Origin of the sequence: Promicromonospora sp. NPDC050262 (genome assembly GCF_040655935.1) — a bacterium.
In the GTDB taxonomy this organism is placed as follows: Bacteria; Actinomycetota; Actinomycetes; order Actinomycetales; family Cellulomonadaceae; genus Promicromonospora.
The window spans coordinates 121,468-134,283 of the sequence record NZ_JBFAKX010000005.1 but is presented as its reverse complement, the minus strand read 5'-3'; the positions used below and the strand labels follow the sequence as shown (position 1 = coordinate 134,283).

The following is a 12,816-nucleotide window of genomic DNA, read 5'->3' as shown; positions in this document are numbered from 1 at the left end:
GTCGATGAAGACGATCGCAGAGTTCGCTGTCTCAGCCGTGGGACCAGGACACCGCGTTCATCGCCACATCAGCGACCCGGCGCAGTTCCGCCTCGCTCCTGCCCGTCGCCGCCTGAACGGCGATGCCGTACGCCACCGTCGTGATGTAAGCCGCCAGCGTGCGCGGATCCTCGGTCTCCGGCAGATCACCCTCGGCCCGCGCACGCAGAAATCGGGACTCGAGGCGCGCAGCGCCATCCTGGCGCCAGTCGACGAGGACCTTCTGGGCAGTGAGCCCGTTGTCGCCGGCGGACAGCGCAGCCTGGACGCCAAGGCACCCGTGGGGTGCCTCGCGACTCGTGCTGGCAGCGGCTGCGCCGCGAAGAATGGACTCGGCGACTTCGCGTGCGGTCGGCTCGGACAGTGCACGGATTCCGTAGGAGGCTGGGCCTTCCGTGTAGCGCTCGACCGCTCGGCGGAACAGCTCGTCCTTGTTCCCGAACGCCGCATACATGCTGCTGCGAGTGATGCCCATCGCCTCGGTCAGGTCCGCCAGGCTCGCCCCTTCGTATCCTTTGGCCCAGAACACTCTCATGGCTTGTTCGAGGGCGTAGTCGGGATCGAACTCGCGGGGCCGCCCCAGCTTGGTCTGCGATACGGGCATGGCAACCATTATGCCCCCTTACGGACCAGGCAGTCCAGATAACGCGAAGGATCAGGCGTTCAAGCCGCCGTCGATGGTGAGCACGGCTTCGGTGATGAACGCCGCCGAGTCGCCCGCGACGAAAGCGATTGTGACGCCTGTACAACCCCGCGCAGCGCGATGCCATGACGCGGGCGATCGAGCTCGCGTGGGCCGAGGGCGGCGCGAACACCCAGGCCTGACGCCCCGGGCCGTGACGCCTGCCCGCACGTCGAGGGCTTGCGAATAAATCTCTGCCTGTGTAGGTTCTTTGTGGAACGATCGTTCCGGAAGTGACGTACTGGACCTCCGGACGTGACCTCGCTACCGGGCCTCCGTGAGCGAGCACGCCGAAGCGCGCCGCCGCGGAAGTGCCGCCGGCTCGATATGAGAAGGAGAAAGATCATCATGAAAGCCGCCGTCATCACCTCGTTCGGCGAACCCTCCGTGTTGCGGGTTGCGGACGCTCCGCGACCGGTGCCGGGTCCGGGTCAGGTACTGGCGCGGGTCCACGCCGCCGGGGTGAACCCTGCGGAGATCCAGGCGCGCGCCGGAGCGTTCGGCCTGCGTGCTCCCGCCATCATCGGATTCGAGTTCGCCGGCGTCGTCGAGGCGGTCGGCCCGGGCGTCGACGAGGGCGTGGTCGGCGACCGCGTCGCCGGGTGGCCGGACTCCGCCACCCAGGGCTCCTACGCCGAGTACACGGTCAGCAGCAACTTCGCGACGATCCCCGACGGCGTTTCCTTCGAGGAAGCCGCGGCTACTGTCATCGGCGCCGACAACGCGGCGAGGGCGCTGGGGCTTCTGAGCCTTCGCCCGGGTGACACTCTCGTGGTCACCGGCGCGAGCGGTGCTCTGGGCGGCGCCGCCGTGCAGTTCGCGCGACAGCGCGGTGTGACGGTGATCGGCGTCGCCGGAGCTACCAACGCCGACTTCGTCAGGAGTCTCGGTGCGATCCCTGTCGCCCACGGCCCGGGCCTGGTCGACCGCATCCGCGAAGCCGCTCCCGACGGTATCGATGCCGCGCTGGACACCGCTGGCAAGGGACTCCTTCCCGCCCTTGTCGATCTCCTCGGCGGGCCGGACCGGATCGTGACGCTCGCCGACCGCGATGCCGCACGATACGGCGTCGCATTCAGCCCGGGAGGCAGCGGGAATCGCGACCACGGCCCTGTCCAGGAAGCCCTGAACCTGATCGCCGCCGGCGCTTGGACAGCACGCATCGGCCGGAGCTTCCCACTCGACGAGGCCGCGGACGCCCATCGCCTCGTCGCCACGGGCCACACCCACGGCAAGGTCATCCTTCTTCCCTGACTCGGCCGACCGGCCATTCCACCACGACAACAATCAATTGGAGAATCCGAAATGCCTGCAGTCCTCGTCCATGGTGTGCCTGATACCCACCGGCTCTGGGACACCGTCCGTTCCTATCTTCACCGCGAAGATGTTGTGACGATCGATCTCCCCGGGTTTGGCGTACCCCTACCAGCGGGATTCACGTCGACGAAGGAAGAGTATCTCGACTGGCTTATCAAGAAGATCGAAGAAATCGGCGAACCCGTCGACCTGGTCGGTCATGACTGGGGGTCTCTGCTCACGGGCCGTCTCGCGTCTGTCCGACCAGATCTGGTGCGGACATGGACAGGCATCAGCGGACCAATCGATCCGGAGTATCCGTGGCACTATCTTGCCAAGATCTGGCAGACGCCAGGCGAGGGCGAGCAATGGATGGCGGACCTCGACCTCGAGGCGTTCGCAGCAAGCCTCAACGAGGCGCAGATGCCGCGCGACGCAGCAGACGAATCGGTCCGGCATCTCGATGCCACTATGCGAGCAAGCATTCTCGCCCTCTACCGTTCGGCGATCGAGGTCGGGGCGGAGTGGAAGCCAGGTTTGAGCAACGTGACCGCACCAGCGCTCGTGATCTGGGGCCTGGACGATCCGTTTCTTCCTCACCGCTTCGCCGACGAGCTCGGTAATGCCACACGCGCACGTGCCGTCTTCAAGCTGCGCAGCTCGCACTGGCCGATGATAGAGCGTCCGGCCGATGTCGCGCGCGAACTCGAGGCCCACTGGGCTCACACGTAAAACCTGCGCTTGGGTCACTCGGGCTCACATCCCGCGGCTGCTACGCGAACGGCAATAATTGCTCGCTCACCATGGCGAGCGAGCAATTATTGCCGTTCGCCATGGGGAGCCCGAGGGCCCAACTATTTGCCCGGAAACGAATCATCGTGACGCAGCCCGGAGAGCGTTGCCGGGCTGCACAAGGCAGGAGCATCCTCATGAAGAATTCAGCAAACACCCGGATCGGCGTCGGCCTTATCGGGGCCAGTGCCGATCGGGGTTGGGGCGGAATTGCTCACGTCCCCGCGCTGCAGGCGCTCGACGCGTTCCAGATCCGCGCCGTCAGTACGACTCGTATGGAGAGCGCGAACGCGACCGCTCGTCGGCTGGGCGCCGATCTCGCCTTCGACACACATGAGGCTCTGGTCGTGCGACCCGAGGTCGACCTGGTGGTGGTTGCGGTCAAGGTGCCGGACCACAAGCAGATCGTTTCCGACGCGCTTGCCGCGGGCAAGATGGTTTATTGCGAATGGCCGCTCGCAAGAAACCTATCGGAGGCCGAAGCGCTGGAGGGGTTTGCCCGCGAGCGGCGGCTGCGGACGGTTGTCGGGTTGCAGGGCGGCCTGCACCCGCCGATCCTCTTCCTTCGCGACCTCATCGCGCAAGGCGTGATTGGCAAGCCGCTCAGCACGAGCATCCGAGCGCATTTGACCGACGACATGTGGGTCGGCCGATATGACCCGCCGGTCGAGTACATGGCTCACGCAAAGCATGGCGCCACGCTTCTGAGCATCATGCTCGGCCACGGGCTCGAACCGCTTGCGCGCGTGCTCGGCACGTTCGAGAGTCTGTCCGCCGTCGTCGCCAATCAGCGCGGTGACGGCGTCCGCCTCTCCGATGGCGCGTCGCTGCCGAAGGACGCGCCGGATGAGATCGTCGTCGCCGGCGTTCTCGAAGGCGGGATCGTCACTTCGCTGCACTACAGTGCCGGGCAGTCTGCCGGCTCGGCGATGGTATGGGAGATCCAGGGCACCGAGGGCAGTGTGCGTGTGGAGTCGGCGTCGGGCTACATCCATTTCACCGATTTCACCATCACGCTGCGCCGCGGCAGCGAGCCTGTCCAAGTGCTACAGGTTCCCCCCGCTTATGCGGCTCCCGACCTGCAACTCGACGCACCCGCAGCGGGGGTCGCCCGCCTCTACGCCCAGTTCGCCGCCGACCTCCGAGACGGAACCGCCGATGCGCCGGATTTCGCGGTCGCACTCGATCGCCACCGGGTACTCGAAGTGATCACACGGGCCGCTGAAACAGGTCATCGGCAGCATCTGTCCCGCCCCGACCGAATGAACTCCAATCTTTGAACCCGGGAGAGGCACTGCTCGTGCTTGACAAGTTCAGTGAAGAAAGCCGTCCCACTTCGGCTCGAACCGGCACCCTCCAGGCAACGCGCCGGCTCGTGGAATCTGCCCGACCGCGCGAGCAAGAGCCACCTGCACTGGACCAGCAAGCCCCGGAGGCATCGCCGCCGCCATTGATCCAGAATCCCGCCGCCCCGGCTGACACGCACATCGACGAAGGCGTCACAAGGACTGGCGCTGCCCGGTCGAATGGATCGAGGAGACCAGTCCGACGCCGGGCTAGTGGCGGGGTTGCAGGGAGTCGCCCAGGTCCAGCACGCCCTGGGCCAGGCGGCGTGCGGTGCTCTCGCACTGCTCCTCGCGCTTCTCGATCAGGACCGCGGACCGTCCGGTGTGCCGGGCCGCGACCGCGGTCGACCCGGAGCCGGCGAACACGTCCAGCACTATGCCGCCGGGCGGGCAGGCGTAGCTGATCAACAGCTCCAAGACGCTGACCGGCTTCTCGGTCGGATTGATGCTCCCGCTCCGGTTCTTCGGGGCATTCAGCACGGACTCGACCAGGCGAGTGCCGGTCTCGACCCAGGTCGAGGGCCCGTACCCGGAATGCGTACTCGGCCCCGCGGCTACGGCAGGGATGGTGATTCCGGCCATCGAGTGCCCGATCAGCACGACCTTCTCGGCGGTGTCGAAGTCGTCCAGGTCGGCGACGGCGGCCAGGACCAGGTCGTCGAGCGTGACCTGGGAGAGGTCGGCCGGGCGGGTGCCGCATCCGGGGAGATCTGCGGCCAGGAAGGGTCCGTCCAGGTGGCCGGTCAGGGGTGCCCAGCATCGGGCGTCGTGCCCGCCGCCGTGCACGAGCATGAACCCGCCTCGCTGTGTGTCCCGGTTTGGGTGCTGACTCATGCGCTGGTCAGCTCCCCGGAGGTGTTCATGACGTGGCTGGTGGTGGCCGTGTCGAGGTCGATGGGGGTGCGCTGGTCGAACCGGCCGGGCTTGTCCCAGTACGTCGGAGCACGCCAGTCGTTGCGTCCTGCGGCCTGGACGGCGTTGTGCGCGGCCTTGCCGACCGATCCGTAGAACACGGGCACCGCGAGGGTGGCCACGGCGCGCATGTACCAGGGCAGGGTGCGGAAGATGTCGGTCTGCGCGGCGCCGGCGTTGACCACCCCGGCCAGCACGCCGGGCTCGGTGCGGGCCAGGTGCGCGGCGTAGTGGTGGTTGGCGACCTGGACCTGTGCCCGCATGCTGGCGAAGTCGAACTGCTCGAACCGGGGAAACAGATCCTGGTCGACGGGCGTGGTGGGTGCGATGCGTGCGGTCATCATCACCACGCGCGCCTGCTCGGCCTTGCGCAGGGCGGGCAGCAGGAGCTGGGTGAGGTGGTAGCGGCTGAGGTAGTTGACCGCGAAGAACAGGCTGAGCCCGTCGGGGGTGCGCACATCCCCGGGCGTCATGACGCCGGTGGTGTGCAGCGCCGCGTCGAGATGGTCGTACTGGTCCAGGACTACCCTGGCCGCGTCGCGCACGCCCGCGTGGGTGGACAGGTCGACCGCGTGGAACGACGCCCCGGTCCCCAGGGAGGCCAGGGCCTGGGCGCCCTTGGCCGGGTCGCGGCCGAGCAGGACGAGACGGTGACCCTGTTCGGACAGGTCGTGGGCGGCTTGCAGGCCGATGCCGCTGTTGCCGCCGGCGATCAGGATGGTGCTCATCGCCCGACCGCCCCCGCGACCGCCGCGGTGGGTACGGGCCGCAGGACGTAGTCAAACGTGAGGGTGCGGTAGGGCACCTGCAGTCCCCGGGCCTGGTAGTCGGCCGGGTCGTCGTGCAGCTGGGTGGTCTTGACCGAGGACTTCGGGATCGGGCCTTCGATGGTGCCGCTGACCAGCGGGTCGCCGTCGAAGTAGATCCGTAGTCGAGCACGAGCCAGGCCAGCACGCCGTCGGACAGCTCGACCGGGACCATCGGCCCCCACTGCGCCCGCCACGTGCGGTACACGGCCGTCGGGTCCGGGGCCATGGTCGCCGCGGCCAGCATCGGCAACCCTGGAACGGGGTTGGCGGCCAGGTCGTCCAGGCGGACATCAGAAGTGCCGTACAACGCAGGATCTCCTCGAACAATGGGTGGGTTCAGGGCGCACGAAGGCCACGCAGGACGAAAATCGGGATGGCAGCGCCGGGGCCAACGGTGGGCGGGCGCTCGTAAAACTGTCGGCCGGGGCCGCCGCCTGTGGCGGCCCCGGCGCTGGTCTGTCAGGACCTGGTGAGTCAGGCGCTGGGGGTGCCTAGGTGGACCGGGAGGCGGGCGTGTCCGTTGGTGATGAACCCGGGGTTGGCCGGGATCGTGGCGGGGTCCTCGGCCAGGCTCAGGTCCGGGTACCGGTCGAAGAGGGCCGGGAGTGCGGTCTTGGCCTCCAGGACCGCGAGGGGTGCGCCGAGGCAGTAGTGGGTGCCGTGCCCGAACCCGAGATGCTCCCGGGATGCGCGGGTAGGGTCGAACACGTCGGGCCGGTCGAACCGCGCCGGGTCACGGCCGGCGCCGGCGTAGTTGACCAGGATCGCGTCACCGGCGTGGATCCGGGCGCCGTCGAGCTCGAAGTCCTTCACCGTGAACCGGAGGGGGAGGTTGGCGGCGATGCCGGCCCAGCGCAGGGTCTCGTCGATCACGGCGTCCCAGGAGATCTCCCCGGCCAGCACCGCGGCCCGGTGCTCGGGGTGGGTCTGCAGCGCGTACACGGCCTGGTCGATCAGGTTGCCGGTGGTCTCGTACCCGGCCACGATCGTCAGCCGCACCGTCTCCAGCAGCACCTCACGGGTGTAGTCGTCCTTCGTGCCGAGGAGTTTGACCATGTCGCTGGTCAGGTCCACACCGGGCTCGGTGATCTTCCGGTCGACCATCGTCTCGATCGCGCCCAACAACGCCACGAACCTGGCCTGGGCGTCGTCTGGGCTGATGGAGGTGTCGAACAAGGCGTCTGCTCCCTGGCGGAACGTCTCGGCCAGATCGTCCGGGACACCGAGCAGGGCGCCGATGGCCTCGATCGGCACCGGGAGGCAGAACTCGGCGCGCAGGTCCACGGCCTGCCCACCAGAGGCTGTCGGTGCCAGGGCGTCCAGACGGTCGGCGACGATCTGCTCGACGACCGGTGCCAGACGTTTGATCCGGCGTGGCGTGAACGCCGGTGCGGCCCAGGACCGCAGGTCCCGGTGCCGGGGTGGGTCGGCGGTGAACATGCCGGCCTTGACCGCCCACATCAGCAGCGGCCAGTCGTTGGGGACGAGCCCGGCGAGGGCGTCGGCCCAGTACGCGATGTCCTTGGACACCAACGGGTTCTTGTTGCGGACCTTGAGCAGCTCGACGGCTTCGGCGTACCCGAGGACTACCCATGCGGGTAGCCCTCCGGGCATCTCGACCCGCACCACCGGGCCGTCGGCGCGGAGCCGGTCGATCTCGCCGTACACATCTTGCCCGGTCGGGTCCAGAACGTGCCGCGCGGGCGCCTCAGAAGTCATAGGTGTAACCGCACCATCACCGAAATGCCGCTGGCAAGGTCAAAGCGTCGCATTCGGCAAGGTGCGACGTCGCATTCTGAAAAATGCGACGCACTCGACCTCCACACTGTGGATCTGTGGAAGTAAAGTCAGCGGCGGCGGATTCCGTCACGCATTCATGCAATGTGATGAGGCGACAGATCGAACTGCTCGACGGCCGTCGAATTGATCCTCTGCTCCCGCGCCCAACCACTCCTGCACGGCGGATCTGCATCTCTTGGAGGACCGGAGCGTGACTCACGATCAGGACTGGGCTACGGCCGACTACGTCGTGGTCGACGTCGAGGGGAACGGGGCGCAACCGCCTCAGCTGGTCGAGCTCGCACTCGTCGCGATACACGATGGCAGCATCGGTCCCGCACGGACCTGGCTGGTTCCCCCACCGGATCCGATCACCTGGCAGGCACGCAGAGTCCACGGGATCAGCGACGACGACGTCGCAGGCGCCCCACCGGTCGAGCAGGTCGCCGAGGAGGTCCTGGAAGCCCTGGGCAACTCGGTCCTGGTGGGTCACGCTGTCCATGTCGATGTCGCCGTTCTGAGCCGGTCTCTGCCGGACTGGGCCGTGCCGGACACGATCGACACACTGAGGCTGGCACGACAGGCCTTCGGCTTGCCGTCTTACAGCCTGGGCGCCCTGGTCCGACACCGTGGCCTCGACAGCGGCCCGCCCCAGGGGATGCGGCCCCATAGAGCCGGCTACGACGCCACCGTCACCGCGCGGCTCTTCGTCGACCTCGCAACGGCCCTGGTGCCCGGCGGCGCGACCCGCGAGGCCCTCCTGCGCGCCGGAGGTCGGGCGCGGCCCCGGCTGGCTGACGAGGCACCGCCGACGCTGTTCGATCCGTTCGGCCCCCTGACGACACCGTGAGCAACCCGCCAAACCCGGCGTCCGGAGCCCCGGCTGAGCCTTGCCGTCCGGCCGTCCTGAGCATGATCTCGCTGACCTCAAGCATGGAAGAAGGCGCGCATGACCGAACCCGAACTGATCGGGGCGGACCGCCCCGAGCTCGGTCCCGAGCCGGCCGGTCCTGATCAGTGGCGTGAGCAGATGATCCTCCAGCTCCTGGAGGAGGGCGTGCTGGTCGACCCCGCGATCGAGGACGCGTTCCGTGCGGTGCCTCGGGAGGTGTTCGCACCAGCAGACGTGGACCCGCGGCAGGTGTACGAGGTGCATGACGTCGTGCGGACCCGGTTCGCGGCGGACGGCACCGCCCTGTCGTCCTTGTCGGCGCCGTACATGCAGGCAGGCAACCTGCGACAGGCGCGCGTGGAGCCAGGGATGCGGGTCCTGGAGATCGGTTCGGGTGGACCGCTGGCCTCGATGCTGACCCATCTGGTCGGACCCGCCGGCGAGGTCGTGACCGTCGACATCGACCCGGGTGTCACCGCCCGAACCCGGGCAGGACTGGAACGCATCGGGCTGGCTGACCGGGTCGAGGTGGTCACGGCCGACGCCGCCCGGCATCTAGGCCGGGGGCTGTTCGACCGGGTCATCGTGACCGTCGCCGGATGGACGATCCCACCCGTCTGGTTGGACCAGCTCACCCCGGACGGGCTGCTGGTCGTTCCCGTGCGGCTCATGCCCGGTGCGCAGCGCATCCTGACCTTCCGCCGTGACCCCGCTGGCCCCGCGGCCGCGGCGACCGGCGGCGACCGGGAGCGGTGGTCGAGTGTGGAGACAGTGCTGGGCGGGTTCGTGCCGATGCAGGGCGCCGACGTGCACGACCACCCCACCCGGGTCGTGACGGGGCCTTCGAGCGGGCAGATGACGTTCCGGTTCGCCGAGCAGGTCCCGGACGGGTTCGCCATCACCGAGCAGACCCTGCAGGAGGAGCCAGCGTTGGCCTGGTCCGGGGTGATCTATCGGGACGGGGAGCTGTGGGTCGACCTGCTGTTATGGCTGCTGCTGGTCCTGCCCGATGCCTGCGAGATCACGCTGGACGAGGCGGCCGACACCGGGCACGACCGCCCGTTCCGTGTCGGGACAGTCAAGGACGACTCGTTCGCGATCCTGGCACGCAGGGTGCTCCCCGACGGCAGCATCGAGGTCGGCTCCGTCGGCAAAGGCCCCGCCGCCGTCGCACTCACGCGACGCGTGGCCCACTCCATGCACCACTTCCACACCCACCACCGCGGCGGCGACGTCGGGTTCCACTGGTGGCCCAACCAGAACCCGCACGACCTGCCCCCGAGCGTCGAACACCCGAATGTGCGTCTCTTGGCCCGACCGCACGGGACCCTGACCGTGACCTGGCCCGCCCTGGCCTCACCGCGCGCCGCCCAGGACGACACTCTCGACCGGCCCGGGTCTTCGCGTCGTGGGCGATCGCTGAACACCCAGCCCAGGCGAGATGCCAGATGACGTACCCGGCAGCGAGCGGCTCCGCGGCTCTGTCGCAGACTGGCCGCTCGCCGATGCGATTGCATGACCCGGTCGATGTCCCGCTGTTGGCCGACGTGCTCTCGGCGCGCGACCCTGTCGCGGTCTGGTCCTGGCTGCGTCAGCAGTGGGGGGCCGTCGCGCCGGTCGGCTTGGGGTCCGGGGCACGGGCGTGGTTGGTGACCAGCTACCCGGCCATCGCTGCCCTGGCGCGGGACTCCAGCATGGTCACGGCCGAGACCACCGCCTGGAACCGTGGCTCGGGCGGGCTGCCGGCGTATCTCCGACCGGCGTTCCAGGCCGGGGAGTGGCAGAAGGTTGAGACGAGCACCGGTACGGAGCACGCCCGTTTGCGCGCCCCACTGGACGACGTGCTGGCCGCGATCGACGCTGCCGAGATCGGCCGGGTCGTGAGGAGGGTGTGCGAGGAGATCGTCGCCCAACTGATGGACCTGGCCCGGTCCGACCCGGGCGGTGAGATCGACCTGATGCACGAATATGTCGAGCCGGTGGCACGGCTCGGGTTCGGCACGCTCCTGGGGGTGGACCCTGTCACGGGCCGGCAGCTGTTCGAGCTCGCCGGCGACACCGCAGCCAGCTCAGATCCCGGGAGCCCAGGAGGCCCGGGCGGTACGCGGCTTGATGATGCGGGCCTGGGCGAGCTGAGCTTCCTGATCGGTGGGCAGGCGATGCGAGACGCGGGCGGCGGCATGACGCCGGCGGGCCTGCTCGCGGGGCACCGCGACTACCGGGGTACCCGCGAGGCGGTGCTGGGCACGTTGTCCCTGGTGTCAGGTGCGTCGGCGGGTCTGCAGGCATGGCTGGGGCAGGCACTGCTGCGTGCCCTGACTGACCAGGCGTTCGCCCGGCGACTGGCCGGCGGACGCCTGGGGACCGACGACGCGCTCGAGGCGGTCTTGTGGGACGCCTCCCCGGTCAGTGTGCTGGCCCCACGATTCGCGCTCAAGGACGGCCACCTGCTGGGCGAGGCCACCTGGATCGAGCGCGGCGATGCGTTCCTTCTCGCGGTCGGGGCGGCCGCCTGCGATCCGCACGTGCGGGGCACGGGGGCGTGGGATGGGCTGGGTAACCGTGCCCATCTGGCCTGGGGTGCCGGCTCGCACCGGTGCCCCGCACCAGGACAAGCCCGGTTGATCGTCCGCACCGCGGTCGAGACGCTGCTGCGCCACGTCGAACCCGCCTTGAGCATCGACGCCCACCAGATCACCTGGGCGCTCGACCTACGGTTCCGCCGTCCGGCCACCCTGCCGGTCACCCTCGGCATCAGCGCAGGACTGTGACCACCGGGCCGTGATCACAGGGCAGCGACCGCACGGCAACGACCGCAGGGTCGGGGCCTGCGGGAGGGGTGAAGGTGCTCCGCATGGCGCATCACCTCTTGACCACCACCGGCCGCCCCGATAGTCCGTTATGCACCGATCGCTAGGTGCGAACGTGCGAGTGGTCACCGGCAACAGATCTATCTACTACCGAGGAGAGTCGTGAGCCGTACCCTACCTACCACCCGAGTCCTGAACGCTGCGCTGGGCCCTTTCGTCACGGGCTACCGGGACCCCGCCGGGACCTGGGCGAAGGCGGCCGCGCAGGTCGAGAAGAAGGCGGGTACCCAGGACCGCCCGTTCGCCGCGGACCTGGGCAGGATCATCGAGGGGGCGGCCGAGATCCCGGGGCTGTCACCGCTGGGCTGGTTCCTCATCACCAACGAGGTCGAGCGCAAGTACGCCAACCGGTTACGCGTCAACCGTGTCCTGGCCGAGAACCCGCAGGTCGCCGACGAGCAGATCCTGGCGCCGGTGTTCGTGTGCGGGTTGCCGCGCACAGCGACGACGCTTGCCCACCGGGTCCTGGCGGAGTCGGCTGACCACCGTGGCCCGCAGACCTGGGAGCTGTCGCACACGACTCTGCACGACCCGCGGGCAGCACGGAAGGTGATCAAGCAACTCGAGCAAGGACTTTCCCTGATGGAGCTGGTCGCTCCCGGCCTCCAGCAGAAGCACCCGACCTATATCGACCGACCGGAGGAGTCGGTGCTCTTCTTCGCGCACGGGGCCCACTGGCCGCTGCAGCGCGGGCCGATGCCGTCCTACAGCGCGTGGCTCGCCGACTACGACGTGCTGCCGGAGTACGAGTTCCTGAAGCTGGGGCTGCAGGTTCTCCAACACGGGCGCGAGCCAAAGCGGTGGGTGCTGAAGTACCCGGGCCACCTGAGCGATATGGACACGATCCGGCACGTGTTCCCGGACGCGACGTTCGTGTGGACGCACCGTGACCCCGTCACGGTCATCGGATCGTTCGCCAGCCTCCTGGAGACCCTGCAGGCCATGGTCCAGCACGAGGTGGACCCTGAAGTTCTCGGACGTGCCGCGTTGGACCATCTGGTCAACCAGGTCAACGATGGCCTCCAGACCCGGATGAACCTGCCGCCGTCCTCGATCGTGGACGTGCCTTACCACAAGCTGTCCGCCGACCCGTTCACGGAGGTTCCCCGGCTGTACGCCGCGATCGGGGCGAGGTGGACCACCCGCGACCAGAAAACCTTGGCCGAGGTGATCGCCAAGCCGAAGGGCGCCCCGTCCCACCAGTACGACCTGTCCCGTTACGTCGACCGTGCCGAGGCCGAAGCAGCATTCGCGCCCTACAACCGCATGCTGGACCGCCTCGACCTACGTGACGCCACCCCGGCCGTCGAGCTGTGACCTGGCCGGCGGCAGTGAACCCGTGACCGACACCGCACACGACACCGCACGACCGGGCCGGGGGCGACCGGGCAGGGCACGA

At 68.7% G+C, this 12,816-nt stretch carries 12 protein-coding genes; 7 read left to right on the top strand and 5 right to left on the bottom strand.

Annotation, left to right across the window (positions count from 1 at the left end; translation table 11 throughout):
• Positions 1-31: 31 nt before the first annotated feature.
• The gene (locus tag AB0I29_RS09960) at positions 32-643 is read right to left on the bottom strand and encodes a TetR/AcrR family transcriptional regulator (RefSeq protein ID WP_357481064.1); all 612 of its coding nucleotides are present in this window, start codon (positions 641-643) and stop codon (positions 32-34) included.
• A gap of 426 nt (positions 644-1,069) precedes the next feature.
• Between AB0I29_RS09960 and AB0I29_RS09955 the strand changes: the two genes are divergently transcribed.
• The 3 genes from AB0I29_RS09955 (at position 1,070) to AB0I29_RS09945 (ending at position 4,089) form a co-directional block, all read left to right on the top strand.
• Entirely contained in the window at positions 1,070-1,975 is a 906-nt protein-coding gene (locus AB0I29_RS09955) for an NADP-dependent oxidoreductase (RefSeq protein WP_357481061.1), read from the top strand.
• Positions 1,976-2,026: 51 nt separating this feature from the next.
• A complete protein-coding gene (locus AB0I29_RS09950) occupies positions 2,027-2,749 on the top strand; it encodes an alpha/beta hydrolase (protein WP_357481058.1) in 723 nt (240 codons plus the stop codon).
• Between the two features lie 197 nt (positions 2,750-2,946).
• Entirely contained in the window at positions 2,947-4,089 is a 1,143-nt protein-coding gene (locus AB0I29_RS09945) for a Gfo/Idh/MocA family oxidoreductase (RefSeq protein ID WP_357481055.1), read from the top strand.
• Positions 4,090-4,365: 276 nt separating this feature from the next.
• Here the strand turns inward: AB0I29_RS09945 and AB0I29_RS09940 are convergent, their stop codons facing one another.
• The 4 genes from AB0I29_RS09940 to AB0I29_RS09925 form a co-directional block, all read right to left on the bottom strand.
• On the bottom strand, positions 4,366-4,989 hold the full coding sequence (locus tag AB0I29_RS09940; protein WP_357481052.1) for an alpha/beta fold hydrolase: 624 nt from the start codon (positions 4,987-4,989) through the stop codon (positions 4,366-4,368).
• Entirely contained in the window at positions 4,986-5,795 is an 810-nt protein-coding gene (locus AB0I29_RS09935) for an SDR family NAD(P)-dependent oxidoreductase (RefSeq protein WP_357481049.1), read from the bottom strand. The genes AB0I29_RS09940 and AB0I29_RS09935 overlap by 4 nt, the downstream gene beginning before the upstream one ends.
• Positions 5,792-6,070, bottom strand: a complete 279-nt coding sequence (locus tag AB0I29_RS09930) for a hypothetical protein (RefSeq protein WP_357481047.1) — start codon at positions 6,068-6,070, stop codon at positions 5,792-5,794. The genes AB0I29_RS09935 and AB0I29_RS09930 overlap by 4 nt, the downstream gene beginning before the upstream one ends.
• A 280-nt stretch (positions 6,071-6,350) precedes the next feature.
• Positions 6,351-7,595: a cytochrome P450 gene (locus tag AB0I29_RS09925; RefSeq protein WP_357481045.1), complete on the bottom strand. Its 1,245-nt coding sequence runs from the start codon at positions 7,593-7,595 to the stop codon at positions 6,351-6,353.
• A 271-nt stretch (positions 7,596-7,866) separates the two neighbouring features.
• Between AB0I29_RS09925 and AB0I29_RS09920 the strand changes: the two genes are divergently transcribed.
• The 4 genes from AB0I29_RS09920 (at position 7,867) to AB0I29_RS09905 (ending at position 12,734) form a co-directional block, all read left to right on the top strand.
• Positions 7,867-8,505 carry a 3'-5' exonuclease gene (locus AB0I29_RS09920; protein ID WP_357481042.1) on the top strand — a complete coding sequence of 213 codons (639 nt, stop codon included), beginning with the start codon at positions 7,867-7,869 and terminating at the stop codon, positions 8,503-8,505.
• Positions 8,506-8,604: 99 nt separating this feature from the next.
• The gene (locus AB0I29_RS09915) at positions 8,605-9,999 is read left to right on the top strand and encodes a hypothetical protein (RefSeq protein WP_357481039.1); all 1,395 of its coding nucleotides are present in this window, start codon (positions 8,605-8,607) and stop codon (positions 9,997-9,999) included.
• Positions 9,996-11,318, top strand: a complete 1,323-nt coding sequence (locus AB0I29_RS09910) for a hypothetical protein (RefSeq protein ID WP_357481035.1) — start codon at positions 9,996-9,998, stop codon at positions 11,316-11,318. Before AB0I29_RS09915 ends, AB0I29_RS09910 begins: the two co-directional genes overlap by 4 nt.
• 201 nt (positions 11,319-11,519) lie before the next feature.
• Positions 11,520-12,734 carry a sulfotransferase gene (locus AB0I29_RS09905; RefSeq protein WP_357481031.1) on the top strand — a complete coding sequence of 405 codons (1,215 nt, stop codon included), beginning with the start codon at positions 11,520-11,522 and terminating at the stop codon, positions 12,732-12,734.
• The last annotated feature ends 82 nt before the right edge of the window (positions 12,735-12,816 follow it).